Source organism: Flavobacterium sp. 270 (assembly GCF_004368785.1).
Taxonomy (GTDB): Bacteria; Bacteroidota; Bacteroidia; order Flavobacteriales; family Flavobacteriaceae; genus Flavobacterium.
This window is the reverse complement of the sequence record NZ_SODM01000004.1, coordinates 1-15,792: the sequence shown is the minus strand read 5'-3', so window position 1 is coordinate 15,792 and position 15,792 is coordinate 1. Positions and strand designations below refer to the sequence as shown.

Annotated in this window: 8 protein-coding genes and 1 rRNA gene; 6 read left to right on the top strand and 3 right to left on the bottom strand. The window is 33.1% G+C overall.

Annotation, left to right across the window (positions count from 1 at the left end; all coding sequences use genetic code 11):
* Positions 1-7 precede the first annotated feature (7 nt).
* From EV144_RS14960 to EV144_RS14950, 3 genes are all read left to right on the top strand, one after another.
* On the top strand, positions 8-4,120 hold the full coding sequence (locus EV144_RS14960) for a two-component regulator propeller domain-containing protein (protein ID WP_243854673.1): 4,113 nt from the start codon (positions 8-10) through the stop codon (positions 4,118-4,120).
* A 521-nt stretch (positions 4,121-4,641) separates the two neighbouring features.
* Complete coding sequence (locus tag EV144_RS14955; protein WP_243854672.1) at positions 4,642-7,647, top strand: SusC/RagA family TonB-linked outer membrane protein; 3,006 nt, start codon at positions 4,642-4,644, stop codon at positions 7,645-7,647.
* A 12-nt stretch (positions 7,648-7,659) separates the two neighbouring features.
* Positions 7,660-9,153, top strand: a complete 1,494-nt coding sequence (locus EV144_RS14950; RefSeq protein WP_134149975.1) for a RagB/SusD family nutrient uptake outer membrane protein — start codon at positions 7,660-7,662, stop codon at positions 9,151-9,153.
* Positions 9,154-9,337: 184 nt separating this feature from the next.
* Here EV144_RS14950 and EV144_RS14945 read toward each other — a convergent pair whose 3' ends face one another.
* The gene (locus EV144_RS14945) at positions 9,338-10,804 is read right to left on the bottom strand and encodes an MFS transporter (protein WP_134150388.1); all 1,467 of its coding nucleotides are present in this window, start codon (positions 10,802-10,804) and stop codon (positions 9,338-9,340) included.
* Positions 10,805-11,215: 411 nt separating this feature from the next.
* Here EV144_RS14945 and EV144_RS14940 point away from each other — a divergent pair, with 411 nt between their 5' ends.
* Both EV144_RS14940 and EV144_RS14935 read left to right on the top strand, forming a co-directional pair.
* A complete protein-coding gene (locus EV144_RS14940) occupies positions 11,216-12,178 on the top strand; it encodes a glycoside hydrolase family 43 protein (RefSeq protein ID WP_134149974.1) in 963 nt (320 codons plus the stop codon).
* Positions 12,179-12,218: 40 nt separating this feature from the next.
* The gene (locus EV144_RS14935; protein WP_134149973.1) at positions 12,219-13,520 is read left to right on the top strand and encodes a glycosyl hydrolase family 8; all 1,302 of its coding nucleotides are present in this window, start codon (positions 12,219-12,221) and stop codon (positions 13,518-13,520) included.
* Positions 13,521-13,593: 73 nt separating this feature from the next.
* Here the strand turns inward: EV144_RS14935 and EV144_RS14930 are convergent, their stop codons facing one another.
* A complete protein-coding gene (locus tag EV144_RS14930) occupies positions 13,594-14,364 on the bottom strand; it encodes an alpha/beta hydrolase (RefSeq protein WP_134149972.1) in 771 nt (256 codons plus the stop codon).
* A gap of 5 nt (positions 14,365-14,369) precedes the next feature.
* Entirely contained in the window at positions 14,370-14,909 is a 540-nt protein-coding gene (locus EV144_RS14925) for a hydrolase (protein WP_134149971.1), read from the bottom strand.
* Positions 14,910-15,612: 703 nt separating this feature from the next.
* Here EV144_RS14925 and EV144_RS14920 point away from each other — a divergent pair.
* Positions 15,613-15,792, top strand: a 16S ribosomal RNA gene (locus EV144_RS14920); the annotation flags it as partial.

The following is a 15,792-nucleotide window of genomic DNA, read 5'->3' as shown; positions in this document are numbered from 1 at the left end:
TTTTAGATTGATTGTCTTCTTATTTTTTATAATAAACAACTTGTTTTCTCAAAATACATTTGAAGATCATCAATTTCGATTATTGGATAATGAAACTTCAAAAAGCGGTATATATACCATTACACAAGATCAGTTTGGAATTATGTGGATTGGTACTAATGGCGCTGGCTTGTATAAATATGATGGAATAAATTATACAGCTTATGAGCAAAACTCAAACAACAATAAATCTATTAACAGCAATCTGATTTATGCTGCATATGTAGACAGGCAAAATAGATTATGGGTTGGCACAGATGAAGGATTATGTCTTTATAACCGAAATCTAAATAGTTTTGAAAATATTGATCTTCATAAAAAAATAAAAAAAGAAACGGTAATTTCTGTAAAAAGTATAATTGAAGACAATCACGGCAATATTTTTTTAGGGACTTTTAATGCTGGTTTACTAAAACTAAATACAAAGTCACGAGAAATTACTAATATAAAACCAGACGTTGCCAATACTACAAATTATCTAATCAACTGTTTGGCAAAAGATAAAAAAGGCACTATTTATCTGGGTACTAATTATGGTTTAAAAGTTGTTGACCCAATAAAAAATGAAATTCAAAAAGTAAACATTGGCAATGACAACCAATTGCTATCGGGAACAATTGTGTCTATGTTTTTTGACATTAACCAAAATTTATGGATTGGCAACGGATATAAAGGACTGGTCAAAACAAATTTGTATTCTAAAGTAAAACAGGCTGTTTCTTATCCTATTACCAAAAAAAGAATCATGTCTATATTGGCAACAGATGCTAAAACCATTCTTTGTGCCACAGAAAATGACGGTTTAATTATTGTAAACGATAAGGGCATTGTTCAGAAAAAATATGTAAACAGCAAATACAATATTCGCAGTTTAAGTTCAAATTCGGTTTGGTCTTTATTTTTAGATAAAGAAAATAGAATCTGGCTGGGTTATTATAATAAAGGCCTCGGCGTTTTTGATAAAATAAACAGCAAAATAAAAGGTATCGAAAGTCTGCCCGGAAATCCGCAATCTCTGCAAACCAATTGTGTTACCGGAATTGCCAAAGATCACGAAGGACAATTGTGGATTTCTATGGAAGGTGGCGGAGTAGACGTTTACAATCCTAAAACAAAGAATTTTAAACACATCACAAAGACAGATAATAGTTATTGTTCTGGACTTACCAATGATAATATCACAAAAGTATATATTGATAAAAAACAAAATGTTTGGCTGTCGAGCTGGAATGAGGGAATTTTTGTTTTAAAAAAAGGAAGCAGAAATTTTGTCAATTATAACACAAAAAATACGCCCAATTTGGCTTCGGATAATATTATGAGTATTACCGAAGATTCCAGAGGTGTAATCTGGATAGGAACTTTTGCTAAAGGATTACATTATTACACACCATCAGACGGGCAGTTTCATCATTGTAATGCAAAACCATTTTATACCAACGGAATTGCAAATTGTGACATTAGAAAAGTTATAGCAGATTCTGACGATAATATCTGGGTAGGTTCAACAACAGGTTTATACAAAGTAAGTACGAATGATTTTGTTACTTTTTCTGTGACCTCGCTGCGAGATAAAATGTCTGAAAAACTTAAAAATCATAAAAGCACACATACCATAAATACTTTGTACGAAACAAAAAACAAAGAAATCTGGATTGGTACAGATGGCGCGGGATTGTTTAGTTATAATAAAAAAACGAATTCCTTAAAATGGTATATCAATTTTAAAGGACTTCATGAAAAATCAATCTCGTCTATTGTAGAATCTAATGATGGCGCTATTTGGGTTAGTGGAAAAAAAGGAATTTCTAGACTTGATTTAAAAAAGAATACGACCGTTAATTACGCTACTTATGACGGTTTATTGGGAAATGATTTTAATAATAATTCTGTTTTTAAAGATGAAAATGGATTTCTTTATTTTGGAAGTTATGAAGGTCTAAATTTCTTTAATCCTTCTAATTTAGATAAAAGCAAAAAACAGCTTCCGATTTACTTAACCGATCTCAAACTTTTTAATAAATCAGTTGGGCCATTAGAAAAAAATTCTCCTTTAATAAAAGTAATATCAGAGACAAAAAAGATAATCCTAAAACATGATCAGTCAGTATTTACAATTGATTTTATTGGAATTAATTATTCTTATCCCGCCAGAAATGAATTTGCGTATTATCTGGAAGGTTTTGAGGATTCCTGGAACTATGTAGGCAACAAACGTTCGGCAACTTATACAAACTTAGCGCCGGGACATTATGTTTTTAAACTTAAAGCAGCCGAAAAAAATGGAGTTTGGAATCAAAAACCATTAGAATTAAAAATTGAAATTCTGCCGCCGTGGTGGAAAACATCTTTTGCGTATTTATTCTATTCTTTGTTGGTATTAGCATCCGTTCATTTTGCCAATCAATACTATCAAAATCGTTTTAAACAAAAACAAATGATTGAGTTTGAAAAGAAAAAAGCGATGCAGATTGAAAAATTAAACAATAAAAAATTACAATTCTTTACCAATATTTCGCATGAGTTTAGAACACCTTTAACCTTAATTTTAAATCCTTTAGGAGATATAATCAAGAACAATTGTTCGGAATTATCAGAAGGCGTATTGAATAAACTTCAAACCATTCAGAAAAGCTCCGACCGACTTTCCAGATTAATCAATGAGTTAATGGATTTTAATCAACTTCAGTTTAATAAAATGCCATTAAAAGTGCAGTTGATTGAGGTTGTAGGTTTTACAAAAGAAATTGTGAGTTATTTTGATGAAGAAGCTTTTAGCCGTGGCATTCAGCTAAAATTTGATTCGAATAAAACAACATTAAAAGATTGGATAGATCCTAAAATGTTTGAAAAAATAATTTTTAATGTCGTTTCGAATGCTTTTAAAGTTACTCCCGATAATGGAAAAATAAGTTTAAAATTAGTCGTGAATGAAGAGTTGGTTTATTTTCCATTAATAAATGCAAAGAATACTTATCCTTCTTTTGAAATTATTGTGGAAGACACAGGCGCAGGATTGGATAAAAAAGACATTAAGAGAATTTTTGATCGTTTTTATCAGGTAAATAATTTAAATAAAGCGTATTACGGAAGTACAGGGATTGGGCTGGAAGTCGTTCGCGGTTTTGTAGAATTGCACAAAGGAATTATAGAAGTAGAAAGCGAATTGGGAGTTGGCACGACTTTTAAATTATTATTTCCTATTGGAAAAGATTTTTTTAATGAAAATGAAATACTGCCTGAGGAATTTAAAAAAGAAAAAAGAATAAGTTTTACGCCAATATTAGATAAAGAAGAAATACTGCCAAATGAAGATCAGGAAAAACAAGAAAGAATTCATACGATTCTAATTGTTGAAGATAATGTAGAACTTCGGAATTATTTAAAAAATGAACTCAAAAAAGAATACAAAGTTTTAACAGCAGAAAATGGTCAAATTGGTTTAGAACTGGCCATGCAGAAATTACCTGATTTGATTCTGACGGATGTAATTATGCCGGTTATGGGCGGTTTAGAATTATGTAAAAATATCAAAGCAGATTTAAAAACCAGTCATATTCCGTTAATGATGCTGTCTGCAAAAGCATTAATCAAAGATAGAATAGAGGGAATAGATTCTGGCGCAGACATGTATCTGAGCAAGCCGTTTGATATGGATATTTTAAGATCTAGTTTGGTACAGCTGATTAACAGCAGGCAGATTATGTTTAATAAATTCTATAACGGAATTACTCCAAAAGCAAAAGAAAAAACGACGACATTGGATAATGATTTTATAAAAAATGTACTTAATTTCATTAATGAAAATATAAGTGAATACGAATTAAGCGTCGAGGTTCTGGCTTCGAAAGTATTTTTGAGCAGAAGTCAATTGTACCGAAAAATAAAAACGCTTACAGGAGTTTCTGTAAATGAGTTTATCCGAAATGTTCGTTTAGAAAAAGCAAAGGAATTAATAGAACTCGGCAATGATAATATAACCGAAATTAGTATTAAAACCGGTTTTAGTTCGCCTTCTTATTTTACAAAATGCTACAAAGAAAAGTACGGGTTTCTGCCTACACAAAGCAATAAGGTTTAATATTCAAATTTTTAAATTCCAAATATTCCCAATCTTTGTCATTTCGACGAAAGGAGAAATCACACTCGTAACCCAAACGCTGGAATAGCTAGTGTGATTTCTCCTTTTGTCGAAATGACAAAAACTACTCGTAGGATTTAATTAAGTAGTTATTAAATCTTTACAAAAGCATATTTCAATTTTTTAAATCCTAAAAAATTATGCTTCAAAATTAGCAATATCAAATTTTTGCTTTTCTCATTAAATCATCCTTAAATCCCGAATTTACTGGTTTTTGTAGCTGTCATGCTACAAAATTGATAGTTTTTGCATCATTTTTAATACCTAAAATTTAAGCCAACACTATATTTTTGGATGAATCAATTTCTAATAATCTAGAAAGAATTATTAACATTTTAAAACCATTTAAAGTATGAAGTAAAAACCAAAATTAGTTTACCAAGCTAATTTTCATAATGCATGAAATAACAAAAACTTACAACCACTTAACTATTTAACTAATCAAAAAACCAATTAACATTATGTTAAAATTAAAATTTGCAATTATCGCATTGCTAATAATTAGCATTCAGAATGTAATGGCACAATCAAAGACCATACAGGGTGTGGTTACAGATCCCTCAGGATTTCCTTTGCCCGGCGCCAGTATCAATGTAGAAGGAACACAAAATAGCGCATCAACAGATTTTGATGGTAAATACTCTTTAAAAGGAGTAAACGCTACAGATAAAATTACTTATTCTTATGTAGGCTTAATTTCGCAGACCATTATCGCTGGTAATAGAAGCTTAATTGATGTAACATTAGTACAATCCACACAAAACTTAAATGAAGTTGTAGTAGCTTATGGTACTCAAAAGAGAGCTAAAGTTACCGGAGCAATTTCAACAGTAACTTCAAAAGATATTGCGGCTGTACCTATTACGAATGCAGAATCTGCTTTACAAGGTCGCGCCGCGGGTGTTACCGTTGTAAATGGAGCACCAGGTACAAATCCTACTGTTAGTATTCGTGGTTTAGCCACAATGGGAAACAGTGCGCCATTGTATGTAATTGATGGAGTTCTAACTAGTAATCTTTCGGGTTTAAGTCCTAATGATATTGAAAGTATATCCGTTTTAAAAGATGCTTCAACAACAGCTTTATACGGTTCAAAAGCTTTTAATGGAGTTATTGTAGTAACGACTAAAAAAGGAAAAAAAGGCCCGGGACAACTAAGTTTCAGTACCTATGTAGGAGGACAGACCGTTACAAAAAGATACGATGTTATGAATACACAGCAGTATCTTCAGTATGCTAAAGATTTAGGAAGTGATTTAACAGCAAGAGCCGCTGAATTTGGAAATACAAATACCAATTGGCAGGATCAGATTTTTCAAACTGGTGTAATGCAGGATTATAATTTAAGTTTTTCTAATGGTACAGAAACTTCTACAAGCCGTTATTCTGCTGAATATATGAAACAAGAAGGCGCTATTGTTAACACTGGTTTCGAGCGTTATTCTTTTAGAGCAAATAACACACAGGATATTGGGAAACTTAAAATAGGAAGTAATATCGGAGTATCCTTTAGTACAACAAATCCGGAGCGTGCCTCAGGAGGTAGAACATTATTAGAACACGCTATAAAATCAGCACCTTATTTACCCATTTATAATGCAAGTAACCTAGGTGGCTATCAGGGTCCAAGTGCTATTGATGGTAATGATGCAGAAAATCCTGTACGTGTAGCCAATTTAGGGTATCAAAAAATAAACGGATTATCTATAATAGGAAACATCTTTGCAGAATTAGAAATTTACAAAGGATTAAAATTCAGATCACAAGTTTCCTTAGATTATTTTACAAGTAAGGATCATACTTTTATTCCTAGTTATCAGGATGGTTCTTATCATAAACAAGCATTTTCTACAACAAATGAAATAAACGGACAGGGTCAGACCATTGTTTTTGATAACAGTTTAACCTATAAAACTACTATTGCAGAAAAACACAATATAGAAGTATTAGGAGTTATTACTAAAATTGATGGCAAATCGCAAACTTTAACAGCAGGAAGCCGTTATAGTATTTCAGACGAAGTAGATCAGTTAAGATATAATGAAGGAAGTTTAGGTTCGACCAATTTTGTAGAAAAAAACATTGGTTATATCGCCCGTATCAATTATGATTATAACGAAAAATACCTGCTTGCTCTTTCTGGAAGAAGAGACGCTTCTTCTCGTTTTGGATCTAATAACCGTTGGGGTAATTTCTACTCCGCTGCTTTAGGATGGAATATTGCTAAAGAATCTTTCATGGCAAATTCTATTTTCAGCACATTAAAGCTTAGAGCCAGTATCGGAACAACAGGAAATGACAGAATAGACAATTACCAATACAGCGCGACATTAATTGCAGATTATAATTATCCAATTGGCGGCGCAAATGCACCCGGAGTTTCTTTAGGAGTTGCTTCAAATCCTGATCTAAAATGGGAATCAAAACAAGACAGAAATATAGGTTTGGATTTTGGTTTGTTTGATGAAAAATTCACAGGATCTTTTGAATATTTCAATAATAAAAGTAGTGATATTCTTTTTGCTGTGCCTCTTCCTGCTTCTGTAGGATCTGCCGGTGGTGGAACTCAGATTCAAAATATTGCCGATGTAAAAGTAAGCGGATTTGAAGTTTCATTAGGTTACAACGACAGAAAAGGAGATTTTACCTGGTCTGCTATAGCTAACTTAGGAACAAGTAAAAATGAAGTAACAAGTTTAGCTCCGGGAGTAACCAGTGTTTTAGGCGGGCCTGTAGCAAGAGCGGGTCTGGAAAACTTCTCAAGACTAGAAGTAGGACAGCCATTATTTTATTTTTACGGATATCAAACCAACGGAATTTATCAAAACCAAGCAGAAGTAGATGCCGTTTTTGGTCCGGGTCAAACTACTATAAAACCAGGTGATATTAAAATTGTGGACCGCGATGGTAATAAGATTATTAATTCAGGTGACAAAACTAATATCGGAAATCCATACCCTGATTTTACTTATGGTTTAAACCTTACTGCAGCTTACAAAAATTTTGATTTTAACTGCTTTATATCTGGAGTTCAAGGAAACGATATTTACAACGCAAATACCTTTGATTTAGAAGGAATGAACCGTTTGTTTAATGCCAGTACTGCTGTATTAGACAGAGCAATTGTGGTCAACGGCGTTGTTACAAATCCGTCTGCAACTTTACCAAGAGCACAAGGAGCAGATATCAACTGGTCTTCTGCAAACCAGCGCTACATTCAGGATGGATCGTATACAAGACTAAAAAATATAGCTTTAGGATACACATTTTCCGGCGATGCATTTAAGGCCTATTTTTCAAAAATAAGATTCTATGTAAGCGGACAGAACCTTATTACAGTTACAAAATATGACGGTTTAGATCCTGAGATTGCACGTGCAGATACCAACGCAAATTCTGCAGGTATTGATTTAGGAAGATACCCACAGCCAAAATCTGTAATTTTTGGACTTGATGTTACATTTTAATATATAAAGAAAATGAGAAAAATAAAATATATACTTATAGTACTGTCCGGAGTTTTAACCATTACTTCTTGTGACAGCGGTGAATTAGAATTAACTAATCCCAACACTTTATCACCTGACACTTTCTTTAAAACCGAAGCACAGGTGCAGTCATCTGTAAATGCTTCATACGCAAATTTGCAGACAAGAGGACTTTACGGAAGAAATTTTTCTTTTGCTATGGATCTTATGGCTCAGGATGCTTTGGGAAACCCTCAGTTAGAAGGAAACAAAAAACCTTTTCAGGATTTTTCTTTTAATGCAGGTAACGACATCATTCAATATTATTGGGAATCTTGTTACATAGGAATATCCAGAGCTAATTTTGTGCTGGATAATGAAGCAAAAATCAATGCACTTCCAGAATCTGTTTTATCACAAGAGAAAAAGAACAAATATTTAGGAGAAGCCCATTTTTTAAGAGCCTATTATTATTTCCTTTTAGTGAAACGTTTTGGAGATATACCAATTTATAAAACGGGTACTATTGTAGGGAATGCAAGAAGCCCTAAAGCAGAAGTTTATACTTTGATTGAAGAAGATCTGACATTTGCTTCTCAAAATCTTTTGGCTAAAGGAGCAGAAGCAGCAGGAAGAGCTAATAAAGAAGCCGCTTATGCCTATTTGGGTAAAGTATTGTTATACGAAAAGAAATATGACGCTGCTCTTGCTGCTTTTAATAATGTAACCGGATTCAGCCTTGAAGATAAAGGCAGTTTTTACAACAATTTTATGGCAGAAACAGAACATGGTAAAGAGTCAATTTTTGAAATTGAGTTTGACGAAAAAAATGGAACAGGAGATCAATGGGCTGATATTGGTAACAGTGGAGGAACTGGTTTTGAAGAATCAACACTTAGAGGGCAGGAATATGGTAACTTAAGCTGGTACAATGTATATCCGTCAGACAATTTGTTAGACTCATACGAAGTAGGCGATAACCGTTTTGGGGACACTTTTTATGTACCGGGCTCAACCTATTTGAAAGGAACGAAAGTAATGCTGGCAAGTAATTTTACGACTTCAGCAGGCATTAGAAGAGCAGGCTGGAAAAAATATCAAAATTATTATATCAGAGAAGATGAAGCGACACGCTCAAGTATTAACTTCAAAGTGATGCGTTACGCTGATGTACTGCTTATGAAAGCCGAATGCGAAAACCAAAGAACTGGAGGTTCTCAAACAGCAGCAATTGCATACATCAAAGAAGTTAGGGACAGAGCTAATTTAACGACTAATATTGCGGCTACAAAAGACGGTGTTTTTACTGCAATTGTTCACGAACGTAAAGTTGAATTTGCAGGCGAACAATCTCGTTTTGATGATGTTGTAAGATGGGGTATTGCAAATACCGAACTGCAAGGGACAGGTTTTACGGTTGGTAAAAGCGAATTATGGCCAATACCAAACAGAGAAACCTCTTCAAATCCGAATATAAAACCAAGTGATAACAACCCTGGTTATTAAGATAATTGAATTTGGTAGTTTTAGTTAGTATTTTTGAGAAACAGCGCATTAATAATGCGCTGTTTTTTTATTCTATATAATTGTGTAGCGTTGATGTTTTTAAAATAATGACCATAAAATATAGCTGATAATAATATTTGTGAAAGGATTGTAAAGCAGTTGGACTAGAAGCTTAATTCCTTAATTAGCTTTTTCTTCTTTCTAATAAATCGGTTTCGATTTCCATTTCCATTTTCTTATCAATAACATAAAAACAAAGCAAAATGGCACTTATAATGAATATAAAACCCGGATAGATACTTATTGAAAGCTTAATTCCTTCTACCGCAGCAGGCACCTGATTAACTTCTTCGGCAACATAACCATACTTCGATAAAAAAGCCGCGCCCAATGCACCGCCAATGCTAATTCCCATTTTTAATCCGAAAATCATAGCCGAAAAAACAGTAGCCGTTGCTCTTCGATTGTTTTTCCATTCGCTGTAATCCGCCACATCAGCAATCATGGCCCATAATAAAGGAATAGTTACTCCATAAATAAACCCATGTAATAACTGCGTTAAAAAAACTAAGGCAATAGCCGTTCTGCTGTAACAATTAAAAAGAAGTAAACTGACAGCAGATAAAAATATAAAAGTGATGTAAATATTTCTTTTACCGAAAGAATCGGCAAGTGGTTTTGAAAACAGAATTCCAAAAATCATAAAAAGAATACCGCCAGCATTAAACAAACTGAAAGCTGAGGTTGGCGCATCTTTTGGCCACTGAAAATCAACAAATCCCATTTTTGATAATCCATTATTAATCATTTCAATAAATGAAGTAAAACCAATATCATTCAAAAATGCCATCTGCGCAGCAGGATCTAAATAATATTTAAAATAGAAAACATACATCCCGCCTTTTAGAGCCAAAGTTATAAACACCAGAATAGTAACCAATAACAGAACCAGCCACGGACCATTTTTACACAAATCAGCAATATCCTGTTTAACCGAAGATTGCTGATGTTCTGCGGGAATAATTCTTTCTTTAGTCGTAAAAAAAGTAATAAGCAAACAAATAACGCCAGCAACAGCAAATACGATCATTGTATTTTTAAAACCAGCTGCTTTGTCTCCATTTCCTAAAATTAAAACCAAAGGAAGTAAAAGCGATTGAATGATAAATTGAGCAATCATTACCGCAACAAAACGATAGGAGGAAAGGCTATTTCTTTCTTTCATATCGCCAGTTAAAACACCGCTTAAAGCAACATACGGCAAATTGTTGGCAGCATATAACAGCATCAGAAAAAAGTAAGTGAGCAATGCGTAGATTATTTTTCCGTTTGCTCCAAAATCCGGAGTTAAAAAAGAAAGTACAGCAACAATACCAAAAGGAAAAGCCGTCCATAATAGCCACGGTCTAAACTTTCCCCATCGTGTATGCGTACGATCGGCAATAACGCCCATAATAATATTAAAGAAAGCCCCGAGAAAGCCACCAATAAAAATAATAACACTTGCCGTTCCAGCAGGAATTTTATAAACATCCGTATAAAAAAAAGCTAAAAATGTCAGCAAAGTTTGAAAAATCAAATTCGCCGCAAAATCACCCAAACCATAACCAATTTTTTCTAGAACAGAAAGTTTTTGTGTTGTATTACTCATAAAAATAGATTGATTCTTTTTAGTTGCTTTTATTGATTCTAACTGACCTGAACTTGTTTTAGAATTCATTTTAATTACATAATTCTATTTTCCGTTTTATCCAATTTAAATCAAATGATAAATGTAAAAATAGACCGAAAGCTGATATAAACATTATCACTTTTGAAGCCTATAATAGCATATTTGATGCAACAATATTTTCAACGATGATTAATTTTTAATATCAGATAAAAAATAATTTTACAACCGGTTGCGTATTTTAATTTTTAATTATATTTGTTTGAAATACACTTATCTAAGAAAAAGCTTTATAAGTTATTTAGATAAAATTCCCAATCTAATTTTTAGAATTAAAGCATAAATCCTGATCGTATAATTTCAGATAATTTTAATAACCAGTCAAAAAATAAAATGAAAGACCAAACCAAAATTCTATATACGCTAATTTGTATTTTATCACTTAGTGCGATTAAAGCTCAAAATCCAATAATTCAAAACATTTTCACTGCAGATCCAGCGCCGTTAGTACATAATGATACGCTGTATCTATATACCGGACATGATGTAGCAACCCCAGAAGATACAAATTATAAAATGGCAGATTGGCATGTATTCTCCACAACAGATATGAAGACTTGGAAAGATCATGGAGCATTACTTTCGCCAAGTACATTTGCCTGGGCAACAGGTGATGCTTATGCAGCTCAATGCATAGAGAAAAACGGAAAGTTTTATTGGTTTGTTTCTACGTTTCATAAAAAAGACAATGTAAGCGAAGGAGGCGCCGCAATAGGAGTTGCGGTTTCAGACAGTCCTATTGGTCCTTTTAAAGATGCAATTGGTAAAGCGCTTATAATTAATGAAATGACAACAGATATGAAATACGGCTGGGATGATATTGACCCTACCGTATTTATTGATGATGATGGAAAAGCTTATCTGTTTTGGGGTAATGGAAGTTGTAAATGGGTAAGACTTAAGGATAATATGACAGAAATCGATGGCGCTATCACAACATTCAAACCTAAAAATTATATCGAAGGACCTTGGGTTTATAAAAGAAAAGAAATTTACTATTTAGTATACGCAAGCGAAGGAACAAAACCCGAAATGATAGAATACTGTACCGCCAAAAATCCAGAAGGACCGTGGACTTACCAGGGAATTATTCAGGAAAATGTGCAAAACAGCTTTACAACACATCCCGGAATTATAGACTATAAAGGAAAGTCATACTTTTTTTATCACAACGGAAGCCTGCCAACAGGAGGAAGCTACAGACGCTCAATTTGTGTAGATTATATGTATTACAATAAAGACGGCAGCATTCAAAAAATAAAACAAACTACAAAAGGAGTCAATAAAATCAAGTAAACTTTTGTTCTGCTTTCTAATAATTAAAACAACAACCAATATGATAAATATAAAGTACAGAAGTAAAGGTTTGATTAGAACTCAGTTTATAATAATGATAGTCCTATTTATAATTCCTTTATTGATGATTAGCCAGAATAAAAAGAAAACAGAAAAATCAGAATTAAAAACGACGCAATACCGAAATCTTTTTAAAGAAGCAGGTTATAGCCAAAAAGAGATTGATGAAAAATTAGCCAAAGCTTATTATGATGTTTTTGAAGGACCAAACAAAGTGTATTTTGAAGAAGGTGATTCTTTAGGATATGTTTCTGATATCAAAAACAAAGATGCACGTACCGAAGGAATGTCTTATGGAATGATGATCGCTGTGCAGTTCAATAAAAAAGAAGTTTTTGATCGTATCGGGCGATGGTCTGTAAAATACATGCAACATCAAGATGGACCTAGAGAAGGCTATTTTGCGTGGAGCGTAAACCCACAGACCAAAAAGCAAAATTCTCCCGGTTCTGCTTCAGATGGAGAATTGTATTATATAACAAGTCTGCTTTTTGCTTCAAACAAATGGGGCAATAACACCAGAATACATTATTACAATGAAGCAAGAAAAATATTAGATGCCATGTGGAAAAAAGACGGCACAGGTAATATATATAATGTTATAAACACCGAACATAAACTAATATCATTTGTACCAGAAGGTGCCGGTTACAATTGGACAGACCCTTCGTATCATGTTCCTGCATTTTATGAAATTTGGGCACTTTACGCCAAAGATGGACACGAGAATTTTTATAAAGAATGTGCTACTGTTTCTCGTAACTTTTTACATAAAGCGTGTCATCCAGTTACAGGTTTAAATTCAGATTATACCGAATTTAATGGCGATCCACATCCAACACCTTGGATGCCAGCAGGATTTCGTTATGATTCCTGGCGCGTTCCTATGAATATAGCTATGGATTACACTTGGTATGGAAAAGATAAAAAGTGGCAGGAAGAGTATGCCAGAAAATTTCAAAATTTTCTAAGATCGAAAGGCTTAGAAACTTACGAAGATCAATTCAATCTAGACGGCTCAACTCCCGATTTTATTCTTCAGGCCGGTCCAGTCAAAAAACTCAGACATTCAATAGGGTTAGTAGCTACAGCAGCAACAGCATCATTAGTTAATCCAGATAAAGAAAGTATAGATTTTGTTCGTGCTGTCTGGAATGCCAAACTCGAACCTTATGAAGACGGCTATTTCGATCCGTATTATGATGGGCTAATGTATCTCTTTAGTTTAATGCACCTTAGCGGAAACTATCAAATTATAGCTCCAGAAATTATTAAAAAGTAAATTATATAAAGAAGTAAGCAGATTAAATTTAAAAGAATCTGCTTACTCGTATAATTATTATAATATAAGCATTTTATAAAGCCTCATACCAATTCAAAATATAGTCGGCAACTTCTTCCCACCCTGGTTGCCCGCAAATAAAATGACTTTTACCATCAAATATTTTTATATCGACTTTACTATTTGCATCTTTATATTTCCCAGCTATTGTTTTTGTGAGACTAGGAGGGAAAATATTATCATTGGCACCACCAATAAACAAAATAGGAGCGTGTGGTTTTTTGAAGTCTATATTCGAAAATGAATTCAAAACCAGCTCACGACTCACTTTATAACTTTCAGGAACAGCAAATTTTTCAAATGCTAATCTTTTCTCTATTTCAGGCAATGTATTAAAAAAAGAATAATCATACCAGTCACGGCTTCCCATAAAATATTTATTAGAAGAGAAAAAGCCAAAAGCAGGTAAAACAGTTTTAAGAGTCTGAAACGGAGGAAAAACATTTTTAGGCGGTGCACCATCAATACTTACACCAGCAGCTGCTTTATCCATTTCAACCAATTTCAATACAGCCATTCCAGCCATAGAGTGACCAATAATTAAAGGTTTCTCCGTTAAAGTATTTAATAAACTATTGATATTGTTTACAACATCAATAAAACCTGTTTTAACCAGATCAGGATGTACCTTTGTTCTAAGTTCCGTTGGATTACCCTCGTGACCTGGGTTTGTAGGTGTATATACGATGTAGCCCTTTGCTTCATAATGTTGTTTCCATTCTTGCCAAGTGTCGCTGTTTACAAAATTTCCGTGAATAAGTACTATTGTTTTTGATTTTGCCATGATTATTATTTGATTAGGTTTAGAATATCTTTGAAAATTTCATTTTTAGAATTTTTAACCAATTCATAAAGACACATTTCAATATTGGTTAAACTCGCTCCTTTATTTTCTAATTTTTTCAATGCTAAAGAAATACTGTCTTCAGATCGTGAAGAGACACAATCAGATACAATTTCAACTTCAAACTTATTAGATAATAAGCCAAGAGCCGTTTGATAAACACAAATATGAGCTTCAATGCCACAGACAAGCCATTGCGATCTCTGAGTTTCTTTAATGGCTTGTTGAAAGTTTTCATTATCAAAAGCATTAAAAGAATATTTTTCAATTGGTTTAAGATTTTGCAATAGTATTTCCAATTCCGGAATCGTACACCCAAGTCCTGAAGGATTTTGCTCTACCCAAATTATAGGTAATTTTAATATTTGACACCCACGAATAAGTTTCTGTAGATTGAAAACCAATTTTTCACTGTCATGCACAATACGGGCAAGTTTGCCCTGAACATCAATAAGTAATAACCCTGTATTTTCCTGTAACAGCATAAATTTTGATTATTGGTTAAATTTACAAAACCTAATCTATTAATTTACAGTATTTTATTGTTTTTTTAGTAAAAGTAAATCATTTGGAACGTATGTTATTATTGTTACATATATATAGTAGGTAACTTTAGAGCTTTCTAGAGATACATACATTTTATACTATATAAAGAAGGATATATAGAATATGAATAATTGTTATAAAGTAGCAGATAAAGCTAAGAAGTTTCTAAAAACCATCATTTATTAACTTAAGATATTATGAAAAAACCACAACATTGAGAAAATTGCCAAAAAAATTAAAAAAGATTCAAATATAAGTTTTGGGTTATCAGTGAGTTACAAAAAAGAGTGAAAAAAGATTAAAAAAACGCTCTCAAAAGTCTTGGAAATCTAAATAAAGAACCTATCTTTGCACCCCGCTAAACAAGCAAGTTCATTGACAAACTGGTAACAAAAGAAGAAAATTAAGAACGAAAAATTTCTTAAAAAAAACTTCAAAAAAAGTTTGCCAGTTATAAATAAGATTTGTAGTTTTGCACCCGCTTTGAGAAACAAGCGAAAACAAAAAGAAATACACGTTCGTAGACATATTGAATTGACAGCCGTCTTAATCGAAAGATTGAGACAAAAAGAATAAGAGTAATAGAATCGATAGATTCGAAAAGAACCGATAAGTATTCATCGCAATATAATATTAAAATATACGATGAAGAGTTTGATCCTGGCTCAGGATGAACGCTAGCGGCAGGCTTAACACATGCAAGTCGAGGGGTAGGGTTCTTCGGAACTTGAGACCGGCGCACGGGTGCGTAACGCGTATGCAATCTGCCTTTCACAGAGGGATAGCCCAGAGAAATTTGGATTAATACCTCATAGTATAGCA

What these genes read in the sequence shown, in the direction of transcription:
- EV144_RS14950 (WP_134149975.1), top strand. Translation starts at nt 7,660, where the DNA reads ATGAGAAAAATAAAATATATACTTATAGTACTGTCCGGAGTTTTAACC.
- EV144_RS14955 (WP_243854672.1), top strand. Translation starts at nt 4,642, where the DNA reads ATGTTAAAATTAAAATTTGCAATTATCGCATTGCTAATAATTAGCATT.
- EV144_RS14925 (WP_134149971.1), bottom strand. Translation starts at nt 14,909, where the DNA reads ATGCTGTTACAGGAAAATACAGGGTTATTACTTATTGATGTTCAGGGC.
- EV144_RS14930 (WP_134149972.1), bottom strand. Translation starts at nt 14,364, where the DNA reads ATGGCAAAATCAAAAACAATAGTACTTATTCACGGAAATTTTGTAAAC.
- EV144_RS14935 (WP_134149973.1), top strand. Translation starts at nt 12,219, where the DNA reads ATGATAAATATAAAGTACAGAAGTAAAGGTTTGATTAGAACTCAGTTT.
- EV144_RS14945 (WP_134150388.1), bottom strand. Translation starts at nt 10,804, where the DNA reads ATGAGTAATACAACACAAAAACTTTCTGTTCTAGAAAAAATTGGTTAT.
- EV144_RS14940 (WP_134149974.1), top strand. Translation starts at nt 11,216, where the DNA reads ATGAAAGACCAAACCAAAATTCTATATACGCTAATTTGTATTTTATCA.